This window comes from Gracilimonas halophila (genome assembly GCF_042684365.1).
In the GTDB taxonomy this organism is placed as follows: Bacteria; Bacteroidota; Rhodothermia; order Balneolales; family Balneolaceae; genus Gracilimonas; species Gracilimonas halophila.
Window position 1 is genome coordinate 18,640 of record NZ_JBHULI010000001.1, and the last position, 21,929, is coordinate 40,568.

A 21,929-nucleotide genomic window follows, 5' to 3' on the forward strand; every position below is an offset into this window, starting at 1 on the left:
TCTATCTTATTCGACTTTCCAATAAGACAAAATAAACGAGTATAATCGTGGACACATTAAGTTTTAAGACATACTCAGCGAAACCCAAAGATATTGAGAAGAAATGGGTGCTCTTTGACGCTGAAGATCAGCCATTGGGCCGCCTGAGTAGCGAGATTGCAAAAATACTGAGAGGCAAGCATAAGCCGACCTTCACCCCGCATATGGATACCGGCGATAACGTGATCGTTATTAACGCTGAGAAGGTGAAGCTTACCGGGAAAAAGATGACGGATAAAACCTATTTCCATCACACTTTCTATCCCGGCGGAGAGCGATTTACCACAGCTGAAGAGAAAATGGAGAAAGATCCTACATCATTAGTTACCGAAGCTGTAAGAGGAATGCTCCCTAAAACCAAGTTGGGACGCAAAATTGCAACCAACCTGAGAGTTTATGCAGGCCCGGTACATCCGCATACTGCACAAGAACCAGAAATCATTGAGCTTTAATCCATACAGAATTAATTAAATGGCGCAAGCGAATTATATAGGACGACGAAAAACAGCCACCGCCCGTTTGTACATCAAACCGGGTAAAGGCGACATTCTCGTCAACCACAAACCAATTGAAGAATATTTCCCCGTAAAAGCACGTCGTAACATTGCTTTGTTACCTATGTCTGTGACTGAAACAGAAGGCAAGTATGACATTAAGATCACCGTTCGTGGTGGTGGAAGTACCGGTCAGGCCGGCGCCATCTCTCACGCACTTGCTCGTGCTTTGGACGGAGAGAACGAAGAAATGCATGATGTCCTAAAAGGACATGGGCTTCTTACACGAGATGACAGAATGGTAGAACGTAAGAAATACGGTCAGCCTAAAGCTCGTAAGAAATTCCAGTTCTCTAAAAGATAATTTTTGTTATTCGTTATTTGTAATGGTTATTCGTTTACGATTAATCATTACTCTTTTAACCGATAACTATTCAAACAATACTCAATCACACATATGTGGTGACCCTGCGTTTGGTGTCCCGGGCTTAATTGACTCAGGATTAACGCTCTCGGGGATGACCCACATAGAGGATTAACCTAAACTTACATACATAATACAATGCCAAAAGCTGCATCTATACAAGACCTGCTCAAGTCAGGCGCACACTTCGGTCACCTTACCCGCCGATGGAATCCTAAAATGAAAGACTTCATCTTTATGGAGCGAAACGGGATTCACATCATTGACCTCAAAAAAACTCGTAATTACCTGCAAGAAGCACTTGATGAAGTTCAAAAACTTTCACGTGCCGGTAAAACCATCCTTTTTGTAGGTACCAAGAAGCAATCTACTGAGATCATTAAAACTGAAGCACTCCGTTGCGGAATGCCTCACATTACCCACCGTTGGATGGGTGGTATGCTGACCAACTTCAGTACCGTTCGCAAAAGTATCTCTCGTATGGATGAGATCGAAAAAATGAAAACAGATGGTACTTTTGAAGAACTCACCAAGAAAGAAGGTTTAATGCTTCAGCGTGAGCAAGATAAATTGAATGATGCTCTTGGCGGTATCAAAAACATGGGAAGACTGCCCGGTGCTATCTTCGTTGTTGATATTATTAAAGAACATCTGGCTGTTAATGAAGCGATCAAGCTTCATATCCCGATCATTGCTATGGTTGATACCAACAGTGACCCTGACGTTCCTGATTTCATCGTTCCTTGTAATGATGACTCGGCCCGTACCATTCAATTGGTAACAACCCAGATCGCAGACGCCATTATTGAAGGTGCTGCAGAACGTGAAGCACAGCAAGAAGAAGACGTAATGGAACAAGCTGCCGCTGAAGCCAAAGGTGAAAGCAAAGACAGTGATGATGTTGACGTCAAAGACGCTGCCAAAGGAACTAAACTACGTTCTCGCCGCAAAAAGAAAGGCGATAAAAAAGAAGATAAAAAAGCTGACAAAGCAGAAGCAAAAGCTGACGCTGACAGCAATGACGAAGAAGAATAATTTCAACCATTAAATACTATTCAAAAAATGAGTATTTCTGCTGCTGACGTAAAAAAACTTAGAGACATGACTGGCGCGGGTATGATGGACTGTAAAAAAGCCCTCGCCGAAGCAGATGGTGATTTCGACCAGGCGGTTGAATATCTCCGTAAAAAGGGACAGCAAGTTTCCGAAAAAAGAGCAGACCGTGAAGCTAACCAAGGATTGATCCTTAGCCGTATCAGCGATGACAAAAAGAAAGCTGTTATGATGGAGATCAACTGCGAAACTGATTTCGTTGCCAGAAACGAAGAATTCCAGAATGACGCGGAATCATTCCTGAACGCTGCTTTTGAGAATGATACAGAGAACACAAAAGATCTGCTTTCAATAGAAGTAGATGGTCTTACCATCGAAAAGCACCTTGAAGAAATGGTCGGTAAGATCGGTGAGAAGATCGAGATCAACAATGTAGTACTTATAACTACTGACGGAACTCTGATCTCTTACATTCACCCCGGCAACCAATTGGGTGTGCTTGCAGAATTTGACGGCGACCTGACCGATGCTGAAATCGGTAAAGATGTAGCCATGCAAGTTGCTGCCATGAAGCCTCTTTCTGTAACCCGTGACGGTGTTGACTCTACTCTTGTTGAGAAAGAGCTCGAAATTGCAAAAGATCAGCTATTGAATGAAGGAAAGCCTGAGCATATTGCCGAGCAAGCTGCTAAAGGTAAACTTCGCCGTTTCTACGAAGAGCGTGTACTTCTCGAACAAAAATTCGTGAAAGATAACAGCGTATCCGTTAAGGATTACCTCGAGCAAAATGGTGCTCCCCTGGTGAAGTCGTTCCATCGACTTCAACTTGGCGAAAACGCTTAATAAATTTTCTTTACATTAAGGCTGTCAGAATTGACAGCCTTTTTTTTGTCTTATAATTACTAACACAGGATCACGTGGGAAATAAATATAACAGAGTGCTTCTCAAACTCAGCGGAGAAGCGTTATTAGGTGAACAGGGACACGGAATTGATGCTGATATACTCAGCGAATATGCCAAAGAAATTCAATCCATTCAGGAAGCGGGTGTCCAGGTTTCCGTTGTAATTGGCGGAGGAAACATTTTTCGGGGTGTAAAAGGAGCAACCCAGGGGATGGATCGCGTTCAGGGTGATTACATGGGAATGCTTGCTACCATGATCAACAGTATGGCTTTACAAGATGCCCTGGAGCAAATTGGTGTCCAAACACGGCTGATGAGTGCTATTCGAATGGAAGCTATAGCTGAACCTTATATTCGCCGGCGTGCTGTCCGACACCTTGAAAAAGGGCGTGTGGTTATTTTTGGAGCAGGAACAGGAAATCCCTACTTCACCACCGACACCGCAGGCTCTCTTCGCGCCATTGAAATTGAAGCGGACGTGATCCTCAAAGGCACCCGTGTGGACGGAATATTTGATTCTGACCCTGAAAAAAATGGTGATGCTCAAAAATTTGATGTGATTACCGGAGATGATGTTTTAAAGCGCCGTTTAGAAGTCATGGATCTCACTGCCTTTACTCTTTGTCGCGAAAACCAAACTCCGATCATTGTCTTTAACATGAATAAGAACGGCAATTTGAAAAAGATCGTGGTGGATGGTAAGGATGTGGGCACAACGGTGGTCTGGGAGTAATTTTTCCCGAATTCGCTTTTTATTGAACACGGGTAACGCTGATTGAGCGGATGATCGCTGATAAAATACGTATCCAATAAATCCGCGATTTGCGTGTCATCCGCTTTCCAGTCTACAGCTACCCAAAGATAAGCCCATACACCAACTGCGCCGCCAGCTTCACTGTTCGATCATCGATATCATATTTTGGATTTACTTCTGTGATCTCAAAAATCTTCAGCTTTTCTTTTTGTTTGGCGTGATGAATGATCTGCATCACTTCCCTGCCCGATAGTCCAGTAGGAGAAGAAGCACTTACCCCGGGAGCATCCGATGCCTGAATGGAATCCATATCCAATCCCAGGAATAAAGGTCGTTCATCAAGTTCATCAAGGATCTTTTTAAAGGAAGAAACGACTCCCATTTGAATAAGGTCAGTCAGGTAGTGAATATTCACCCCCAATTCTCTGGCGTTCCCTAAATAGAAATCCCCATTTGATTCCCGCCGGATCCCAAATTCATAAAAATGTTGTGGTGCCAAATAATGATCTTCTATCGCTTTTCGATACGGAGTACCGCTCGTCATCTCATCGGCAATACGCATATCCAAATGGGCATCTATATTAATGGCCGAGATATCACGCTCCGTTTCTGAAAGAGCTCGCACGTCCGAATAGGAAATATCATTTCCTCCGCCCAGCACGATCACTTTTTTGCCGTCCCTCAAAAACTTCGAAACTGCTTTGGTCAATGCATTATGAATGTGATCTAATGCATCTTGCTCTTTTTCTGTAACGGAAAGATCTGTACCCTCAGTGAAATCAAAATAATCTGTGATCACGTTACCTACATCAAATAGCTTTAGAGGTTGATCTCTCTGAACCTGCAATTTATATAATTGCTCACGGATCTTATTTGGAGCTTTTTCTGCACCGATCCGTCCATTATTTCGCTGTACACCTTCATGCTGAGGACATCCAATCAATACGTGAGTGGCCTTTGAATACTCTTTTTCGTTAAACAGAATTTCTTCCACAAGCCAGTGGTCTCGCTTATCGTGAGAGCGGAGCTCGGTCAATTCTTCCGGAATAGGTCTTAAAATATCTTTCAGCCTCTCGATTCCCATACCTTTTCTCCCTTTTTGATGACGGTATGCACGTGATTTTCCCCAAAGAAATACGCCAGGTCTTTATAATTATCAGAATCCAATAATAAAATATCTGCCTGATACCCCGCTGCAATACAGCCGAGCTTTTCCTTTTCTAAAGCCTTGGCTCCGTTTTGCGTGGCACAGCACAGCGCTTCCTCCACTGACATCCCCATTTTTGTACAAGCCATACTCATAAGTAACTGCACAGATATGGTCATGGAAGAGCCGGGGTTGAAATCCGTAGCTAAAGCAACCAGTGCTCCCTTATCCAATAATTTTCGCGCCGGTGAGTAGGGGATATTCAAAAAATAGGAAACCCCGGGAAGAATCGTAGCCACAGTCTCAGAACGGGCGAGCCTCTGAATGTCTTCCTCGCTCAATACTTCCAGATGATCTACGGAAACAGCTCCCAACCCGATCGCCATTTCCACTCCACCAATGTCATTGAATTGATTGGTGTGAAGTTTGGGTTTGAGGTCGTACTCCATTCCTTTTTCAAGTACTTTCCGGGTTTCTTCAACGGAAAAATATCCCTTCTCACAAAACACATCACAATACTCAGCCAGTTCAGCGATCTCCGGTATCATCGTCAATACTTCCTCCAGATACTCTTCCCTGGATGAATTCTTGGGAACCGCGTGTGCTCCTAAAAAAGTTGCCGTAAGTTCGATCGGCTGTTCTTCTTTCAGTTCGTTGATCACCTCCAGCATTTTACGCTCAGTTTCAAGGTCCAGCCCATAACCGCTTTTTATTTCCATGGTAGTGATACCCTGTCTCAGCGCTTTTTGGAGTCGGATACGCCCCAGGTTCTTCAGCTCTTCTTTAGATGCATTACGGGTCGCTTCAACCGTTGAAACGATCCCACCGCCCTGCTCTGCTATTTCCTCGTAACTCATTCCGGCCGAACGCATGGCAAATTCATCAGCACGGTTTCCCCCAAACACCAGATGGGAATGCGAATCTACAAATCCGGGTACTGCGGCTTTTCCTTCAGCATCCAGGATTACCGGGTGACCTTCAACTTTTTCGAGTACTTCAGAAAGTGCACCGACAGCTTTTATAGACCCCTCAGAAATATAGATCGCTGCATTTTCATATATATTCAATCCCCGAAGTTCCGACCCCCGATATACGCCCGGTTTGGGTGTGGCTATTTGGGATATGTTTTGGATGAGTAGGTTGGACATGATCAATTAAATTTATGTTGCCTTATTTTCACGTAGGGGCAATTAATTTATTTTAAAAACGGCAATTTTAGTTGATGCTCCTTCGCACAAGCCACAGCAATATCATAACCGGCATCGGCATGACGCATAACTCCGCTGGCAGGGTCGTTCCAAAGCACTCGCTCTAATCTTCGGTCGGCATCTTCGGTTCCGTCACAGACGATCACAAGTCCTGCATGTTGTGAGAAGCCCATTCCCACACCACCACCATGGTGAAAGGAAACCCAGGTTGCCCCTGAAGAAGTATTCAGCAATGCATTCAAGATCGGCCAGTCGGATACGGCATCAGAGCCGTCTTTCATTCCTTCCGTTTCGCGGTTAGGACTTGCCACTGAGCCTGAATCAAGGTGATCACGGCCGATAACTACCGGGGCTTTCAATTCTCCGGTACGCACCATTTCGTTGAAAGCCAGACCTAATTTGTGGCGCTGTCCCAGTCCCACCCAGCAAATGCGAGAAGGCAATCCCTGGAAATGAATTTGCTCTTTGGCCATATCCAGCCAGTTGTGAAGGTGAGGGTCATCCGGAATGAGTTCTTTTACTTTCTCATCGGTCTTATAAATATCCTCAGGATCTCCCGAAAGTGCCACCCAGCGAAACGGGCCGATTCCCTTACAAAACAACGGACGAATATATTCCGGTACAAACCCGGGGATCTTAAAGGCATCTTTCACCCCTTCATCAAAAGCTTCCTGCCGGATGTTGTTCCCATAATCAAACACGGGAATATCCTGTTTCTGGAAATCCAGCATGGCACGAACCTGGACGGCAATAGATCTTTTTGCTTGTTCAACTACTTCCTTAGGACTCGATTTCTGTTTGTCTTCCCATTCTTCCACACTCATTCCCAATGGTAAATATCCGTTCAAAGGATCATGGGCACTGGTTTGATCAGTAACAGCATCGGGTGTGATGTTCCGTTCTAATAATTTTGGGTAGATATCAGCTGCATTTCCATGTAAGCCAACAGTAACCGGTTTTTTATCCTGAACAGATCTTTGGATCATCTCAAGTGCCTCATCCAACGACGTAGCTTTTTTGTCCACATATCCGGTTCGAATCCTGAAATCAATACGAGATTCTCTACACTCTACAGCCAGCATACTTGCGCCGGCCATTTTTGCAGCAAGGGGTTGAGCTCCGCCCATTCCTCCAAGTCCGCCCGTAAGAATCCATTTCCCTGACAAATCACCATTAAAATGCTTTTTTCCCATTGAAACAAACGTCTCATAGGTTCCCTGTACAATCCCCTGACTTCCGATATAGATCCACGAACCGGCGGTCATCTGACCGTACATCATCAGTCCTTTTTTGTCGAGTTCGTTGAAGTGATCCCAATTGGCCCATTTGGGAACAAGATTAGAGTTGGCGATCAGAACACGGGGTGCATATTTGTGTGTTTTGAAGATCCCAACCGGCTTCCCGGATTGAACCAGCAAAGTTTCCTCATCACTCATAGACTTCAGAGATGTCAGGATCTTATCAAAGCTTTCCCAGTTCCGGGCAGCCCGGCCTATCCCGCCATACACCACTAACTCTTCCGGTTTCTCGGCTACATCCGGATCGAGGTTGTTCTGGATCATCCGGAAAGGAGCTTCCGTCAGCCAGCTTTTGCAATTTAGTGTTGTTCCCGTTGGTGCCTTGATTGTTCTGGACATAGCATTCCTTTTATATTCTTGCAAAGTATTCCACTGCAGGAATATACAGCAAGTATCAGGAAAGCTCATCCTAAATTATTATACGGCAGAACGTAAACACACTGTAACTCGATCAATAAATCCGTTCAAGTCTCTTTGAGAGATTGACAAAAAATGAAAACGAGATAGCATAACTTGTTGTCGGCTGCAAACCATTTAGCTCTTGAGTAAGCGGAATTCTACCGTCAATATGTGCTGAATAGCGATCATTAATGCTGTAGCTAAGTTTACTTATATGGCTGACCCAATAACCACCTGTATTTGGCTGTGGCACTCCATTTCTCTTGTCAGAACTGGTAGATCTATATTGCAGTACCGCCGTGTATCCTATTTTTTCTCCCAAAGAAGTGCTCCCCCCTGCAGTTGTAATTAATTCATTCCCAAATTGATATATATCATTTGTACCAAATCTCTCTGAAGAACCCGTAAAGCGGTAAGAAGTTATTAAAAATAAATTCAGAGGAAATGAAGAATCAAAGCTTGAAGTTAGCTCTGACCAAACTATACCATCCCAAGCCCCGGTACCGGGTTGCATATCTGCATTCAGTAAAAAGCCATTATTTCGTATATCAAAACTACCTAAGGGAATTTTTAAGCCACTCCCAATGGTCGCTTGCAAAGAAGGGGGTTTGAGCCTGTTAAACAATTTATATTTTAGTAATAAGAGTCCGTCTCCTACTCCGGATACGGTCAATGATTGTGGATTCTGAGTCTGAAGTCCTGTTTGGCGATATTTTCTCACATAAGTAAATGTACCGGAAAGTGACAGCTTCGCTGACAATCCATAATGGACTTCCAGGAGGGTCGATTGGGTAGTTCTAAAAGTACTTTCATTCTCCACCAGTTCTCCATTTACATACAATCTTGAGATATCGTGATACTCATGTGATAGCCCAATCAACAGATCTCCACCAAACACAGGGGCACTGCTTTGAGCACCAAGCAAGGGAGCTCCTGCACAGCTACAGGTTTGGGCTGTACCTTTAGAGGAAAAGAAAGCAACTATCCAAACTGTCAATAAAAGATATTTTGTGGCCTGTTCTAATATCATTAGCATCAAATAATTATGCTTTATACTAAAATCTGTTTATCTCAGGAAAGTTGAAGAAATCAGCCCAGGCAAACCAATAAGCATTGTAACCACCGGTATGGTTTAGTTTCTCTCCTTTGCGTGGGCCACTCACCGCTTCCCCAAAAATATTCCATTGATTGCCTTCCTGATCTTCCGCAATTACAGGTAAATCTTCACTCACGGGTTCGAACTCAAGTTCTGTACCGTCCGAAAGCGTTCTGAAAAAAGAAACGGCCACTTTCATCTCGGAGCTCCCCACAATAAGTATTTTCTCCCCTTCAAAGTTATCGTTTATGACTTGTAACTGTGAGTCAAAGAGTGATATTGGATAAACTTTAGAAACAAATCCAATATTAATACCATGTACTAATGTCTTTCGATCCAACCTTTCATCTTCCTGATAGATTGGGAAAAGAATCCTTGAACTATTAGTGGGATAATCTTCACCGTATAGATACTTATCATAATTGCGACTGAATCCTGTATTTGTGTTTAAAACTTCAGAATCTGGAAATGCTTCTTTCCAGCTTCCCCAAGTCATTTCAACAACCTTCACAGTAGATATGTCCAAACCTTTAAGGTCTCCATTTACACTTTTATTAAGCATTTGTGACCATCGGCTGCCCGTGTTGCGATCGTAAGGAATTAGGTTGTTTTTATGTATTAACCCTGACACTCCAAATTCAGTAACCTCTCCATTAATGGTACGTTCCCACCCTATACCTGATCCGGTAAGTGGACAAAAAGTCAGTGCAATGGGAATTCCACCTACTTCATCGTTAACAATTTCATGGTAATAAAGGATTACATGTGGATAGGCCTTTATAACATCTCCAACTTTAACACCCACCACAAGCTCCCAGTCTTCTAAAAATGTAGTTTCTGAAACGGAACTAAATTCTGGACGATCAATAGAAGGTATACCATCCTGATCCGGCCCACCATCAACTACTTGCTGACAAGGGATAAGCCAATTTCCACCACTACAGTCTTGCCCTTCAAATTCAGTCTCGGGATCGGAGTCTGTTACCTTATCGCAAGAAACAACACTTAACGTGAAAAAAATAATAAGAGAAAATGAAATAGATTTCATAGTTGATTAGCTAAATAATAACCTTTCCGTTAAGACTTTTTGAACATTACATCATTTACATTGCTAGACTTACTACATTAAAGACGATTTTACTTTAAGTATTCTTACTTTTTACAAATCGGAGACCTTCATTCCCCTCTATTAAATAACTGAATTATTTTCAGGGTAATAAAAAAACCCGATTGATTCTACAACCGGGTTTTACCATTAAAAAGCATGGAGTTGATATTTACGTCATTTCAAACTCTACTGCTTCAGATTGGAAAGCCTCATCAAGAGGTGTACCTGCAATATGATTTGTGTAATTACTGATCGTTTTCAGTGCAATTATCAGGTTTATTTCCAACATATTTTGTTTAGTGTAGCCGGCATCTATAAATGCCTGAAGTTCAGATGCTTCAACATGGCCTCGCTGCTCTACAGCAGTTCTAACGTATTTAACCAAAGCATTCAACTTCGCATCCGGTACAGGATCTCCGTTTTTTACAGCGTTTACAACAGCTTCATCTGTATCCAACTGGTTTTTGAGAATTGTTGAGTGAATAGCTGAGCAGTAATGGCACTGGTTTTCAATACTCACTGCCAATATTGCCAATTGTTGTTCTTTTGGCGAAAAACTTGTTTGCCCCACGATCTCATCCAGTTTCAAATAGCCCTCAAGCACGGCAGGTGCTTCAGCGAATTCACCTAATAAATTTGGCACGAAACCGAATTTTTCTTTTGCTCCTTTTAAAAATGGTTTTGCTTTTTCCGGTGCGTTTTCAGCGTTATAAATAGTAAAGTCCATATCGTTAGTCTTTGTTTTAATAATAATTGTTCAACTTAGTTTTAAATACTACACCATATTGATGCAGCGTAACAAGGATGTATTACTTGATTCCTCCACATATAAGACTTATTGACTATATAGAGTTTTCCTATCTCTCAACGAACTTAAACTCTGCGCAACTCAGCGATACATCCCCGTACCTCTGCGAGAAAGAAAGAGGCATGTACAGGGAAAGGAGCGGATCTAGAGTTTTAGTTTAACGCAGAGTTTCGCAGAGTTAGGCGCGGTGTTTCGCTGATAGACTAGAAGTACCTCTTCACCCAGGCAGCGGCAACGGAACCTACATAGGCGGCATCGTCGAGATTAGACAGCAGGTGATCTGCATCATCCAGAGATATAAAGCTTTTGGGGTGCCTGGCTAATTTATAGATGTGAGCTGCATTTTCAATTCCAACAGTTTGGTCAATCGGGGAGTGAAAGATCAGAAGGGGTTTATCCAAACCCTCGATGATACGATTCATATTCTGCTCTTTCAGATCATCCAGAAACTGTTTCTTTATGGTAAAGTCACGACCGGCAAGCCGCACTCTTGCTTTACCATTTGCTTCGATTTCTTCTTTCTTATCAAGTAATAAGTGGGTTACATGATCGGGACTGCACGGTGCCGCTATGGTTGTGACAGCTTCAACAGATGTAATTTTATGAGCAGCTTGAAGTACAGCAGCCCCGCCCAATGAATGACCGATGAGCATTCGCGGGCTTTCCCATTCTTTTTCCATATAGTTTGCAGCAGCTATAAGATCTTCAATATTGGATGAGAAATTGGTATCTGAAAAATCGCCTTCACTTTCACCAAGACCTGTAAAATCAAATCGAAAAACGCCCATCCCCTCCTCCGAAAGTGTCCGACTGATCTCACCTAGTGCCTTTAAGTTCTTACTGCAGGTAAAACAGTGAGCAAAAAGGACTGCTCCTTTTGTAACTCCATTATCGGGTTCATCAATTCGGGCGGATAGTTTCGCACCTTGACTACCCGGAAATTCAATTTTTCTGCTGTTCATTACTCTCTTAATTATTAGGGAAATTCAGTGCCTTCAAAGCTTCAAGTAAAGCCTGATATTCTTGCCGGCATTCACCGCAATTATCAAGATGCTCCTTTACCAGTGGCATAGCTTGCTCCGGGGATTTTCCTTTCAATTCCATCTCAGCAAATTCATGCAATTCATCAAAACATTCATCGCAACCGATCTCTCCTTCGTGAGTTGCTGGCAATTTACTGATCAACATTTTCAATACGTCTGTGTTCAATTTCATCATATTGTTATTCAATCTCTGGTTAGATGCTTCAAGTTTTATACTTCTTACATTTCCAGTAAAATTTCCTCCGGATCTATTCCTTCGATCTCTAGTCGATTTTTCAATTTCAGTCGCGCATCATGCACTAACTTATAGATCGCATTCCGATTACTGTCCATCATTTCGGCAACTACGGTCATTGGGATCTGATCGATCATAAGATGCTGTAACACCTTTTGCTGATTATCGGTAAGTTCCTCTTCCATGATCTTCATGACCTTTTGCACGAGCATCGACTCGTGAGTAACCTGATCCGGCCCCGCCTGTTCATGTTCAATTTCCACTGCTTGTTTTTCATCCGGATCGTAACTACTGTACTGTTCCAGAGAAATATCTTTATACCGTTTTTTGCGCAGTTCAGAATACCCCTCCCTCACGGCCACCTTCATAGCCCATGTTGTGAACTTACTCTCTCCCCTGAAGGTTTCAAGCTTATCCAGGATCTTGAGAACAGAATCCTGTGTAATGTCTTCTACAAAATCATTAAGGTCTCTCTTCACATATTTATATAGCGAGCTTCGTAATCCAATTACCAAATGATTTCTGAGAGCCTCGATAGCAACTTCATCGGGGGGTGGGCTCAAACTTTCGATCCATTCTTCATTTGAGTAAGACCGCGAGCTCTTACCACGTCTTTTAAACCAGTTAAGCATTTAAAAATAGTTTCAGGTTAAATTTTACTTAATAATAAATACCATGGGAACTTGTATTTTGAAACACACCATGCTTCCGTTAATTCTTTACTGCTATTTATGGTTTGAAGCACTTCCTCTACAGCCAGACAACAATTTAGGGGATGGGATACTAATTTCACAGAAAAGAGTATTCATCTTAATGAATTTAAATCCGGTGGACCGCCAAAAGATGGGATTCCGTCCATTGACGATCCCACTCTTATTACTCAAAAAGAAGCTGATTCATGGTTAACTTGCTCTGGCCCGTTATTTCATTTCAGTTAAATGATGCAGCCCATGCTTATTCTTAGCATACAACTTCCAGGCTGATATGGTTTATTAACAGTTTAATTTAGGATCAGATATCCTGATAATTTCCAAGTTCCAATGTCCAGTCATATTCCTTATATGAAATGGATGGATCTACATTTTCAGGGATAATATCGTACTCCTTGAGCATTTGAATAGCACCTGAAGGTCCTCCAAAATCGGCCCTGAACCAGCTCATGAGCTTATTTACTTCCACTTCATTTTCTTCCGGATAGTAATCCGTAGTCTGTTCAAGATAATTCTTAGTAGTGATATCAAGCTGTTCATCCACCCTATCCGGATCAAAAACGGCGATGAAGGGACAACTTGCCGCTCCACAATTGAGTGCAAAGTGGATCCGGGGATCAACTTCATTCCACCAAAAGCGTTTTACAAAATCATCCACAAACCATTGATCCAGGTACCCCAGAGAAAGTTTGATCTTGGAACGACGCATAATTCCGTGTTCGATATCATCAAAGCTCAACTCTTTCCCTGCAATCACCACTTGAGGTGAGGTAAAGAAATTGTACCCAAACCAACTGTTACGGTCTTCAAAAAGCTCGGGATCTTCCAGCAGCAGAATTTGCACATAAGCGTTGTAAATATTCAGCCTGAATGCTTTTTTCTCAGCTTCTGTTTCCAGGTCGTTATATAGCTCATCCTCTGAAACAGAAGCCAGTCTTTGAGTAATGGGTTCAACCTCATCCCCATCCCGAACTGCTCTTACCAACTCCATAGAAAGTTCAGTGTAGCTCACTTTATCAAAAGAATCCTGTTTCACCTGTACATCTGAATTTGGGACTCCAAAATGTATTATCAATCCAAATAAAATTATTAATATCATGTTAGTAATGTATCGAATTTATAGTTGGACGGGACAAAGCCGGTGTATCTTACATGCTGATTCGTAAGTTTTTTCATCTCCAACCATCCAATCATAAGGTATATACGTAGTAAACATGAAATAGGATGGATTCTCATGAAATATTTATCAGCGCAATTACTAAAACTACTTTTATTGCTACTGTTCTTTCAGCTTATTCCGGATACATGTTTATCGCAGGAACCGATACTTCTGAATGCTGACAGCACCGATCAGTTTGTGCTGGATCCTGCTGATTTTGATCCTAATGATGAAAATGCCCGAATTCTTCGCCATGAACCTTTTGGCAGGAAAAAAGAAGCTGTTTATGAACGCGAAAGAAAGATGGAACGCCGGTCATAAAAGCAACAAGTGATCAGGCTATATCAAGTGTGACAACACCTCTAAGAGCCGATCCATTTGAATTCAGCTATCTTGAGTGGGAATGGAAGATCGAGAAAGTACTTGAATCGGGAGATCTGACTAAGAAAAGCGGTGATGACTTTGTTGCCCGTATCTACGTTACTTTCGACTACCCGGTAAGCGAACTTCCTTTTGGACAAAAGTTGAAATATCGGGCGTATAAAGCTTTCACTTCCTTTGATATTCCCCTTCGTTCCTTAAATTATGTATGGGCCAGCAAGGAAGATATTGGAACGATCACGGAGAGTCCTTTTACAAATTGGGTGCAATATATTGTAGTGAACTCCGGAAATGAAGAAGCCGAAGAATGGACTTCCCTAAAACGAAATATTGTAGAAGACTACCGGGAAGCATTTGGAGAAGACCCACGGCAAATTACCGGGATCACTATCATGACCGACTCTGATAATACTGAAGAATCTACTAAGGCCTGGTTTGGCGCGATCACCCTTTCTAAGGAATAAATAAATCACGTATGAATATCAGTATCATTATTCCTACCTACAATGAAGCGGATGGTATTTTAGGTTTGCTGCGATATCTCAAGAAGTATGCAAATGATTCTGTGGCTGATATTTTAGTAGTAGATGGCCAAAGTTCTGATGATACGGTTCTAAAAGTAAAAGAAGCCGGGTTCAACTGCTTCATCTCCCCACAGAAAGGGAGGGCAACTCAAATGAATTTTGGAGCACAAATAGCCAAAGGGGAGATCCTGTATTTTGTTCATGCCGATTCCATCCCTCCGGAAACCTATGCTTCGGATATTGTAAACTCCATTCAAGACGGTACGGAATCAGGTTGTTATCGCTTCACTTTCAACTCGGACCATCCTCTTTTAAAGATCAACGCCTGGTTTACCCGCTTCGACCGATTAATGTGCAGAGGTGGTGATCAAACCTTATTTATTAAAAAGACCGTTTTTGAGGAGCTGGGCGGATTTAAGAATTACGCCATCATGGAAGATTTTGACATGATACGTCGGCTTAGAGAACGAGGGGCATTTAAAATTTTGCCCAAAGATGTGATCGTCTCCCCGAAAGTATGAAGAAAACAGTTATCTGAAAGTGAACTTGATCAACCTGATCATTTTTACCATGTTTTGGATTGGGATATCACAAGACGTTATGGTTCACGCTTGTCAGCAACTTATAAGCGGCACTAAATTTTGAGAGCCATCAAATTCTGATAACATTCAGACGAACTAATCAAGCAAGTTGTTCCATAAACTCATGGAAAAAGGCTTGATCGTCTTTTCCCTTTACAACTCAGCAAACTCTTCAAAAGACTGATCTAAATACGCATTCGTTCCTACAAACCGAAGTATCTGCAGGTATAGGTCTTCAGGAATAAATCCGGGTTGTCCTGCAATGATCTCTCCTTCCGAATCCAGAAAGATAAAAGTAGGGGTTCCTGTTATTCTCATCGCCCGGGCAAAATCCCTTTGGGAGACTTCTTCTCCACGAAAGATCAATTTTTCTTCCGATTCAATATCGAGCCATACCGTATAAAAGTGCTCATTGGTAAGCTCCTGTACATTTTGTTGACTAAAAACTTCCTTTTCCTGCTTCTTGCAATAGGTACACCAAACTGCATTCGCATAGATGAGTACCTTTTTCCCATCTTGCTGCGCCAGCTCCCGGGCCTCCTCCATTGATTTCCAGTTGAATGGAATTTTATCCTTTGCTGTATTATTAGAATTCTGTGCAAAGCCGGTAAATGAAATACTTAATGTAAGGAGTAGGATTCCCGCACCTATTTTCGATAAAAATTGCATGCTAAGTTTTAAATGATTGATTACTTATTCTGATTACTAACTCAAGAGGTCAAAGTATTATTATCAATACTTCCCAAAAGCTAATTGCCTAATGCTTGTTCAAGATCTTCGATGATGTCATCCGGATGTTCAAGTCCAACACTTAAGCGGATCAAATTATCAGGGGTGGGAGATTCATCTCCTTCCGATGATTTCCGATGTTCCCAGATACTCTCGATACCGCCCAAACTTGTGGCTGCTTTTATCATCTTTGATCTCGAAACAATTTCAATGGCTTCTTTCGATCCGCCTTCGATTAAGAAAGAGATCATCCCGCCAAAATCATCCATTTGCTCTTTTGCAATTTCATGACCGGGGTGAGAGTCCAATCCCGGATAATAGATGACTTGAACTTTAGGATGCTTACTTAAAAAATTAGCCACTTTTCGTGCATTCTCGTTATGAGCCCGCATACGATATGGGAAAGAACGAATGCTTCTGCTCAGCAACCAACAATCTCTTGGGGATGGAACAGCTCCTTGTACACGTTGTATAAGCCTGATCTTTTCAAACAGCTCCCCATCTTCTTTAGTAATAACAGCTCCACCCAAAATATCACTATGACCACCGAGGTACTTAGTAGTGGAATGCACTGAGACATCTGCTCCCATTTCCAGGGGTCTCATATTATATGGAGTGGGCCAGGTGTTATCTACAGCTACCAGAGCTCCCTTTCCTTTAGCCAGCTTGCTTACTGCTTTTACATCAGTAATTAACAATCTGGGATTAGAGGGTGTTTCAAGCCAAACAAGTTTGGTATTCTCTTTCATGGATGAGTCTACCTTATCAAGGTCGGTCATATCTATGAAATCTACTTCCAGATTCCATTTGTCACCAAATTCCCACATCAGCTTCCGTGTTCCAAAATACACATCATCAGCCACCAATACATGAGCACCCGATTCCAAAGTCTGAAATACGGATGAAATAGCTGCCATTCCTGAAGAAAAAACAGCACAGGAGTCACCTCCTTCTAATTCCTTGATCACATTTTCAAGCTGGTCTCGATTAGGATTTGAAAGACGAATATACTTGTCATCCCCTTCCTTATGCCCCCCATTACGATGTTCATAAATAGTAGACACTTCTATCCCCGGAACAATAGTGTCGTTTTCCATGGAGCTGGTTTTCATACTTCCGTGTATGGCGATCGTTTCTATATTTTTTCTTTTCATAATATGTCCACATTGATTTCGCCTAAAATAAGGAAATTTTGAACTATACTTGCTTATTTGTTATTACAAGTATCACCGATCCTTTGGTAATTACAATCCTTGCCGATAAGCTATATAAATTTTAAAGTTTGCTTATCGCTCTTTGTAGTTTTATTTAGGTGAACATTACTCTTCACCCTTTAAGCATTTATTTCTGATAGAAATGACAAAACTCTGGAAACTGTACAAATCGAGAGTCTATAAAAATTGTATTGGGGAATTTTCTCAGTCAGACGGGCTCGACTTTTGGCGCAATAAACTTTTTTATACCATCATTTTATATCTGCCGCTCCTGGCCATGATATTATTGATTCCTTCTATTATCATGACCTATTTCATGAACCTGTTAGGGTTAGCGGTCGCTTACGCTATTTTTGCTGTAACTATTCTTTTTATTGCTCTTTACAGGAGAATGCTTATAAAATTCAGGAAATACTTTTTCCTGGCGTTACTATATCTCGTTGCCATTTCACTCATTTTCTTTATGGGGAAGCATGGAGCCGGGCTCACCTACCTTTTTGGAGTTACGGTTTTTGCGTTACTTATACTTCCAGTAAATGCCGGCATCATCACCGTAGTAATTAACTTTGGACTATGCTGCATTCATGCAATACTGATCTTTAATGGATTCGTCGACTATCCTCTTAGAGACAGCTTTCAAGTAATTTCCTGGTTTTTGATCTCCGGAAATTCCATCCTTCTCAGTACCATGGCTGTAATTTTCATGCCAATGCTTTTTAGCGGCCTTCAGAATACGATCATTGAACAACGCGAACTGGAAAGTAAATTACTATTACACCAAAACGAGCTGGAAAGCTCTTTGAGTGAAAAAGAAACCCTTTTAGCTGAGATCCATCATAGGGTGAAGAATAATCTTGCCGTAGTATCGGGGATGCTCCAACTGCAATCCTACAAAGAAACGAATGATCAGATTCGTAAGAAATTAATGGACAGTACACTGCGTATAAAATCGATGGCCGGTATTCACGAGCAGCTGTATCAATCCCATAGTTTTTCAAATATGGCTTTTGATACAGGACTTAAGAACCTCGTTAATACTATATTAGAGACCCTTGACGATGGGAGAAATATCGTTACAGAATTTAATCTTGAGCCTATTTTACTCAATATTAATCAGGCTATCCCTTGTTCCTTGATCGTAAATGAAGTTCTTACAAATTCTATCAAACATGCCTTTGAACAAGGTGATGAAGGCGTTATTAGTCTAAATCTTGAAAGCGGGGACGGTAACCTTCGCCTTCAGGTTATAGACAATGGTCCTGGATTTCCGGAAGACTATGATAATAAGAATGAAAACTCTCTTGGGATGGAATTGATAAGAACCCTTGCTTTACAGCTTGATGCTAATTATAAATATGAGTCAAGAGTGTCAAATTCCGGTGCAATATTTGAGATCGAGTTTGAAATGTCGGATTCACCGGGAAGCAGTGGAGGCTAACCTTCGCATCTGATAGAACGAATTCTCTCCAATACCGGCGGGTGTGAATAATTCAGCCATACATAAAACCAATGTGGCGTTAAATTCGAGAGGTTATCTTTAGAAAGTTTTTTCAGTGTGGAGACCATGTCTTCCGGCTCACCTGTTGTTTCGGCTGCAAAAGTATCCGCTTCAAATTCATGTTTTCGGGATAGAATTTGCATGAAAACCGAAAGTATCATATCGATAGGGGCATACAACATCCCAAAGAAAATGAGTCCGGCATACACCGACATATTCTCCATATAAAAAGCCTCGAACAATCCTTCCGCATTCAAAAAAATGGAAAGTAAAAAGAACATAACCCCGGTCTGCAAAATACTCATCACCATCCCTTTTATGATATGCTTTTTCTTGTAGTGACCGATCTCATGTGCCAATACTGCCACCAGTTCATCATTGGTATGATTTTCGATCAAAGTATCATAAAGTGCCACTCGTTTATTCTTGCCAAAGCCCGTAAAGAATGCATTCGATTTACTGGATCGCTTGGAACCGTCGATCACAAATAATCCCTGAAGAGGAAAGTCCACTTTCTCGGTATAATCCTCGATAGCAGTTCGCAGCTCTCCTTCTTCCAACGGGGTGAATTTATTGAACAATGGCATGATCCAGGTTGGAGCCACATACTGCATAATTAGTGTAAAAGCTGTGACAGCCCCCCAGGCATATAGCCAGGCGAGATCTCCGGCATACATGAAAAACCACAGGATTCCTGCCAACAAAGGAGTTCCGATAAGAAGACTCAGCCCCAAACCTTTTACTAGATCCAGCACAAAAGTCTTTGCAGTGGTTTTATTGAATCCAAACCGCTCTTCGATCACAAAAGTGGAATAAATACTGAACGGAAGGTTGACAATCGTCTTCGCGATAATCAAAATTCCTATATAAAGTAACCCGGTTACCAATTCACCGTATCCCCAGGCTCTCACAATTTCATCCAGCCAGTTAAATCCTCCTGAAAACCAGAAACCAAGCACCACGGCCAGATCAAAACCACCGGTCAGAAACCCAAACTTAGTGCGTACTTTCGTGTATTCCTGAGATTTGGCGTATGTTTCTTCATCATACACCTCTTCGAATTCATCAGGCAGTTTTTTAGAAAGAGATTTCAGGTTCAGGAAATTGGAGGTAAGATCAAGTATAAAATCAATGGCAATGGTTGCCAGTATAATGATGGCGTAGATGTTCATGCTTCTATTTTATGAATGGCTTTATTTTTAGATACAAAGGTACAAAGTTTGCGATCAAATTGGGGTATTCCGGCTTTCACATTATGAACAATCTTTTCTCCTAAGTCTTACTTTTTTAAAAAGTTCGAATCCCTCCTTTCTGCCTATCAGCCTTATAAATGAAACAAATTAGTTTAATGTTAAACTATTAAATTATAAATCGTATATTAGGGCTATATAATCAAAGCAAATAAATCCTAAGATCATGAAACATCATAAAGGAATTCATCACATCACGGTTTTAGCCGGTGATGCCCAACGAAATGCAGAATTTTATACCGAAAAATTAGGAATGCGGCTGGTCAAGAAGTCGGTAAATCAGGATGATCCCGGAACATATCATCTGTTTTATGGAAATCAAGCAGCCGAACCCGGTTCCAGCCTGACATTCTTTCCATGGCCGAATGCCCAAAAAGGTGAAGCGGGTGTTGGAGAAGTTGTGAATGTGGGCCTTCAGGTGCCGAAAGGTTCTGAAGATTACTGGGAGATCCGACTCAGCGAAAATGATATCAGCTATGAGGTTGTCGACGTGTTTGGACGAAAAGCTTTGCGTTTCGAAGATCCTGACGGACTGGAACTTGATATCGTGTTTGAAGGCAAAGCTAAGCCTGAAGTTGATAATGTGAACTATATCGTCCCTGCAGAGCATACCATTCAAGGATTCTGGGGAGCACGAATGTTACTCACCGAAAAAGAACATACAGAGATGTTGCTCGGTGAATTATTTGGGTTTGAAGAAGCTGACTCTAATAGTAATAAGACACTTTATCAAACCGATGCTCCAATAGGACGTTATGTAATTATCGAGAAGGCTGAAACATCCGAATACGGCAAAAACGGTCGCGGCATCGTTCACCATATTGCTTACCGGGCTGAGAATAAAGAGGAGCTGGATCAGCTCCGTCAGAAAGTAGGTAAAAAGGGATTGGGCCCAACCCAAATTATTGACCGGCACTGGTTTAACTCCGTGTATTACAGAATACCTGCAGGCGTGCTTTTTGAAATGGCTTCAGATGATCCCGGGTATACCGTAGACGAGGAATTCGAGCACCTTGGTGAGAAGCTGATCCTGCCACCATGGCTGGAGTCCAAACGAGATCGAATTGAACAGATGCTGCCTGAAATTAGCGTAGCTACCAAAGCCTGAACAAACCTGAATCGGCAGGCACGCATTGCAATACGTACCTGCCGGTTATCATAAATTGAAAAAGAGTAACAAAACGAATCCAATGAGTTTATTTCGAGTAACTGACGACACTAATTTCAACGGCCCTCATCAATCCACACCAATAGCTGAGAGTGGTGCATCGGTATCCGAAGCTGATGCTGCAATGGTCATGATACACGGTCGTGGAGCAACAGCACCAAGTATCATTCAACTTGCCGGTGAATTCAACACTGACAGGAAACTCACGTTAAGAGCTCCACAAGCCAGTGGAAACACATGGTATCCTAATTCTTTCATGGCACCTTCCGAACAAAACCAGCCGGGACTTTCATCCGGGCTCCAAAAGATCTACGATATCGTCCAGGATCTTAAGAAAAATGGGTTCTCAGAAGAGAACATCTATTTTCTCGGGTTTTCGCAAGGAGCTTGTTTAGCCTCTGAATTTGTTGCGCGCCACCCTGCAAAATATGGAGGCTTGATCGCTTTAAGTGGTGGCATGATCGGTGTTGGAGATGCCGTTCATCCGGATGATTATGAAGGCGACCTGCTAAAGACCCCCATCTTTATGGGTTGCAGTGATGTTGATCCTCATATTCCCAAAGAGCGGGTAAACGAATCTGAAGAAGTTTTTATGAAGCTAAATGCAGATGTCACCAAGAAACTCTACCCGGGTATGGGGCATCTTGTGAACGAAGACGAGATCAAGCATATTCGGGAAATGCTAAATTCTTAATGCCAAATGTT

General features: G+C 42.0%; 24 protein-coding genes. 11 read left to right on the top strand and 13 right to left on the bottom strand.

Going from position 1 to position 21,929, the window contains the following annotated elements:
• Positions 1–47 precede the first annotated feature (47 nt).
• The 5 genes from rplM to pyrH all read left to right on the top strand — a co-directional run bounded on the left by rplM (position 48) and on the right by pyrH (position 3,647).
• Positions 48–491: a 50S ribosomal protein L13 gene (gene rplM, locus ACFSVN_RS00105; RefSeq protein ID WP_390296757.1), complete on the top strand. Its 444-nt coding sequence runs from the start codon at positions 48–50 to the stop codon at positions 489–491.
• A gap of 19 nt (positions 492–510) precedes the next feature.
• Entirely contained in the window at positions 511–897 is a 387-nt protein-coding gene (rpsI, locus tag ACFSVN_RS00110; RefSeq protein WP_390296760.1) for a 30S ribosomal protein S9, read from the top strand.
• 198 nt (positions 898–1,095) lie between these two features.
• Positions 1,096–1,992 (top strand): 30S ribosomal protein S2, encoded by an 897-nt coding sequence (gene rpsB / locus ACFSVN_RS00115; RefSeq protein WP_390296763.1) that lies wholly within the window; start codon positions 1,096–1,098, stop codon positions 1,990–1,992.
• Positions 1,993–2,019: 27 nt separating this feature from the next.
• Positions 2,020–2,853 carry a translation elongation factor Ts gene (gene tsf, locus ACFSVN_RS00120; protein WP_390296767.1) on the top strand — a complete coding sequence of 278 codons (834 nt, stop codon included), beginning with the start codon at positions 2,020–2,022 and terminating at the stop codon, positions 2,851–2,853.
• Between the two features lie 74 nt (positions 2,854–2,927).
• On the top strand, positions 2,928–3,647 hold the full coding sequence (gene pyrH / locus ACFSVN_RS00125; protein ID WP_390296770.1) for a UMP kinase: 720 nt from the start codon (positions 2,928–2,930) through the stop codon (positions 3,645–3,647).
• A 118-nt stretch (positions 3,648–3,765) separates the two neighbouring features.
• Here pyrH and ACFSVN_RS00130 read toward each other — a convergent pair whose 3' ends face one another.
• The 10 genes from ACFSVN_RS00130 to ACFSVN_RS00175 all read right to left on the bottom strand — a co-directional run bounded on the left by ACFSVN_RS00130 (position 3,766) and on the right by ACFSVN_RS00175 (position 13,819).
• The gene (locus ACFSVN_RS00130) at positions 3,766–4,752 is read right to left on the bottom strand and encodes a formimidoylglutamase (protein WP_390296773.1); all 987 of its coding nucleotides are present in this window, start codon (positions 4,750–4,752) and stop codon (positions 3,766–3,768) included.
• Entirely contained in the window at positions 4,734–5,963 is a 1,230-nt protein-coding gene (gene hutI, locus ACFSVN_RS00135; protein WP_390296776.1) for an imidazolonepropionase, read from the bottom strand. Before hutI ends, ACFSVN_RS00130 begins: the two co-directional genes overlap by 19 nt.
• Positions 5,964–6,010: 47 nt before the next feature.
• Positions 6,011–7,660: a urocanate hydratase gene (hutU, locus tag ACFSVN_RS00140; protein ID WP_390296779.1), complete on the bottom strand. Its 1,650-nt coding sequence runs from the start codon at positions 7,658–7,660 to the stop codon at positions 6,011–6,013.
• Between the two features lie 112 nt (positions 7,661–7,772).
• A complete protein-coding gene (locus tag ACFSVN_RS00145; RefSeq protein ID WP_390296781.1) occupies positions 7,773–8,756 on the bottom strand; it encodes a transporter in 984 nt (327 codons plus the stop codon).
• Positions 8,757–8,775: 19 nt separating this feature from the next.
• The gene (locus ACFSVN_RS00150) at positions 8,776–9,864 is read right to left on the bottom strand and encodes a DUF3179 domain-containing protein (protein WP_390296784.1); all 1,089 of its coding nucleotides are present in this window, start codon (positions 9,862–9,864) and stop codon (positions 8,776–8,778) included.
• 229 nt (positions 9,865–10,093) lie between these two features.
• On the bottom strand, positions 10,094–10,651 hold the full coding sequence (locus ACFSVN_RS00155; RefSeq protein ID WP_390296787.1) for a carboxymuconolactone decarboxylase family protein: 558 nt from the start codon (positions 10,649–10,651) through the stop codon (positions 10,094–10,096).
• A gap of 284 nt (positions 10,652–10,935) precedes the next feature.
• Positions 10,936–11,694 (bottom strand): alpha/beta hydrolase family protein, encoded by a 759-nt coding sequence (locus ACFSVN_RS00160; RefSeq protein ID WP_390296790.1) that lies wholly within the window; start codon positions 11,692–11,694, stop codon positions 10,936–10,938.
• Between the two features lie 7 nt (positions 11,695–11,701).
• Entirely contained in the window at positions 11,702–11,950 is a 249-nt protein-coding gene (locus ACFSVN_RS00165) for an anti-sigma factor family protein (protein ID WP_390296793.1), read from the bottom strand.
• A gap of 44 nt (positions 11,951–11,994) precedes the next feature.
• The gene (locus tag ACFSVN_RS00170; protein ID WP_390296796.1) at positions 11,995–12,642 is read right to left on the bottom strand and encodes an RNA polymerase sigma factor; all 648 of its coding nucleotides are present in this window, start codon (positions 12,640–12,642) and stop codon (positions 11,995–11,997) included.
• A gap of 379 nt (positions 12,643–13,021) precedes the next feature.
• Positions 13,022–13,819: a DUF547 domain-containing protein gene (locus tag ACFSVN_RS00175; RefSeq protein WP_390296799.1), complete on the bottom strand. Its 798-nt coding sequence runs from the start codon at positions 13,817–13,819 to the stop codon at positions 13,022–13,024.
• Between the two features lie 135 nt (positions 13,820–13,954).
• On the opposite strand from ACFSVN_RS00175, the gene ACFSVN_RS00180 reads away from it, so the two are divergent.
• From ACFSVN_RS00180 to ACFSVN_RS00190, 3 genes are read left to right on the top strand one after another with little or no spacing between them, the layout of a single operon-like run.
• Positions 13,955–14,200, top strand: coding sequence for a hypothetical protein (locus ACFSVN_RS00180; RefSeq protein WP_390296802.1), 246 nt, complete (start codon positions 13,955–13,957; stop codon positions 14,198–14,200).
• 29 nt (positions 14,201–14,229) lie between these two features.
• Entirely contained in the window at positions 14,230–14,724 is a 495-nt protein-coding gene (locus ACFSVN_RS00185) for a DUF3047 domain-containing protein (RefSeq protein WP_390296805.1), read from the top strand.
• An 11-nt stretch (positions 14,725–14,735) separates the two neighbouring features.
• A complete protein-coding gene (locus tag ACFSVN_RS00190) occupies positions 14,736–15,305 on the top strand; it encodes a TIGR04283 family arsenosugar biosynthesis glycosyltransferase (RefSeq protein WP_390296809.1) in 570 nt (189 codons plus the stop codon).
• A 213-nt stretch (positions 15,306–15,518) separates the two neighbouring features.
• Here ACFSVN_RS00190 and ACFSVN_RS00195 read toward each other — a convergent pair whose 3' ends face one another.
• Positions 15,519–16,034 (bottom strand): thioredoxin family protein, encoded by a 516-nt coding sequence (locus tag ACFSVN_RS00195; protein ID WP_390296812.1) that lies wholly within the window; start codon positions 16,032–16,034, stop codon positions 15,519–15,521.
• Between the two features lie 80 nt (positions 16,035–16,114).
• A complete protein-coding gene (locus ACFSVN_RS00200) occupies positions 16,115–17,248 on the bottom strand; it encodes a trans-sulfuration enzyme family protein (RefSeq protein WP_390296815.1) in 1,134 nt (377 codons plus the stop codon).
• A 202-nt stretch (positions 17,249–17,450) separates the two neighbouring features.
• On the opposite strand from ACFSVN_RS00200, the gene ACFSVN_RS00205 reads away from it, so the two are divergent.
• Positions 17,451–18,746, top strand: a complete 1,296-nt coding sequence (locus ACFSVN_RS00205; RefSeq protein WP_390296818.1) for a sensor histidine kinase — start codon at positions 17,451–17,453, stop codon at positions 18,744–18,746.
• Here ACFSVN_RS00205 and ACFSVN_RS00210 read toward each other — a convergent pair.
• Positions 18,743–19,978 carry a M48 family metallopeptidase gene (locus ACFSVN_RS00210; RefSeq protein ID WP_390296822.1) on the bottom strand — a complete coding sequence of 412 codons (1,236 nt, stop codon included), beginning with the start codon at positions 19,976–19,978 and terminating at the stop codon, positions 18,743–18,745. The genes ACFSVN_RS00205 and ACFSVN_RS00210 overlap by 4 nt on opposite strands.
• 244 nt (positions 19,979–20,222) lie before the next feature.
• Between ACFSVN_RS00210 and ACFSVN_RS00215 the strand changes: the two genes are divergently transcribed.
• Together ACFSVN_RS00215 and ACFSVN_RS00220 are read left to right on the top strand one after the other, a co-directional pair.
• Entirely contained in the window at positions 20,223–21,164 is a 942-nt protein-coding gene (locus ACFSVN_RS00215; protein ID WP_390296825.1) for a VOC family protein, read from the top strand.
• Between the two features lie 82 nt (positions 21,165–21,246).
• On the top strand, positions 21,247–21,918 hold the full coding sequence (locus tag ACFSVN_RS00220) for an alpha/beta hydrolase (RefSeq protein ID WP_390296828.1): 672 nt from the start codon (positions 21,247–21,249) through the stop codon (positions 21,916–21,918).
• Positions 21,919–21,929 lie beyond the last annotated feature (11 nt).

What these genes read in the sequence shown, in the direction of transcription:
- rpsI (WP_390296760.1), top strand. Translation starts at nt 511, where the DNA reads ATGGCGCAAGCGAATTATATAGGACGACGAAAAACAGCCACCGCCCGT.
- rpsB (WP_390296763.1), top strand. Translation starts at nt 1,096, where the DNA reads ATGCCAAAAGCTGCATCTATACAAGACCTGCTCAAGTCAGGCGCACAC.
- tsf (WP_390296767.1), top strand. Translation starts at nt 2,020, where the DNA reads ATGAGTATTTCTGCTGCTGACGTAAAAAAACTTAGAGACATGACTGGC.
- ACFSVN_RS00130 (WP_390296773.1), bottom strand. Translation starts at nt 4,752, where the DNA reads ATGGGAATCGAGAGGCTGAAAGATATTTTAAGACCTATTCCGGAAGAA.
- hutI (WP_390296776.1), bottom strand. Translation starts at nt 5,963, where the DNA reads ATGTCCAACCTACTCATCCAAAACATATCCCAAATAGCCACACCCAAA.
- hutU (WP_390296779.1), bottom strand. Translation starts at nt 7,660, where the DNA reads ATGTCCAGAACAATCAAGGCACCAACGGGAACAACACTAAATTGCAAA.
- ACFSVN_RS00145 (WP_390296781.1), bottom strand. Translation starts at nt 8,756, where the DNA reads ATGCTAATGATATTAGAACAGGCCACAAAATATCTTTTATTGACAGTT.
- ACFSVN_RS00150 (WP_390296784.1), bottom strand. Translation starts at nt 9,864, where the DNA reads ATGAAATCTATTTCATTTTCTCTTATTATTTTTTTCACGTTAAGTGTT.
- ACFSVN_RS00155 (WP_390296787.1), bottom strand. Translation starts at nt 10,651, where the DNA reads ATGGACTTTACTATTTATAACGCTGAAAACGCACCGGAAAAAGCAAAA.
- ACFSVN_RS00160 (WP_390296790.1), bottom strand. Translation starts at nt 11,694, where the DNA reads ATGAACAGCAGAAAAATTGAATTTCCGGGTAGTCAAGGTGCGAAACTA.
- ACFSVN_RS00165 (WP_390296793.1), bottom strand. Translation starts at nt 11,950, where the DNA reads ATGATGAAATTGAACACAGACGTATTGAAAATGTTGATCAGTAAATTG.
- ACFSVN_RS00170 (WP_390296796.1), bottom strand. Translation starts at nt 12,642, where the DNA reads ATGCTTAACTGGTTTAAAAGACGTGGTAAGAGCTCGCGGTCTTACTCA.
- ACFSVN_RS00175 (WP_390296799.1), bottom strand. Translation starts at nt 13,819, where the DNA reads ATGATATTAATAATTTTATTTGGATTGATAATACATTTTGGAGTCCCA.
- ACFSVN_RS00180 (WP_390296802.1), top strand. Translation starts at nt 13,955, where the DNA reads ATGAAATATTTATCAGCGCAATTACTAAAACTACTTTTATTGCTACTG.
- ACFSVN_RS00190 (WP_390296809.1), top strand. Translation starts at nt 14,736, where the DNA reads ATGAATATCAGTATCATTATTCCTACCTACAATGAAGCGGATGGTATT.
- ACFSVN_RS00195 (WP_390296812.1), bottom strand. Translation starts at nt 16,034, where the DNA reads ATGCAATTTTTATCGAAAATAGGTGCGGGAATCCTACTCCTTACATTA.
- ACFSVN_RS00200 (WP_390296815.1), bottom strand. Translation starts at nt 17,248, where the DNA reads ATGAAAAGAAAAAATATAGAAACGATCGCCATACACGGAAGTATGAAA.
- ACFSVN_RS00205 (WP_390296818.1), top strand. Translation starts at nt 17,451, where the DNA reads ATGACAAAACTCTGGAAACTGTACAAATCGAGAGTCTATAAAAATTGT.
- ACFSVN_RS00210 (WP_390296822.1), bottom strand. Translation starts at nt 19,978, where the DNA reads ATGAACATCTACGCCATCATTATACTGGCAACCATTGCCATTGATTTT.
- ACFSVN_RS00215 (WP_390296825.1), top strand. Translation starts at nt 20,223, where the DNA reads ATGAAACATCATAAAGGAATTCATCACATCACGGTTTTAGCCGGTGAT.
- ACFSVN_RS00220 (WP_390296828.1), top strand. Translation starts at nt 21,247, where the DNA reads ATGAGTTTATTTCGAGTAACTGACGACACTAATTTCAACGGCCCTCAT.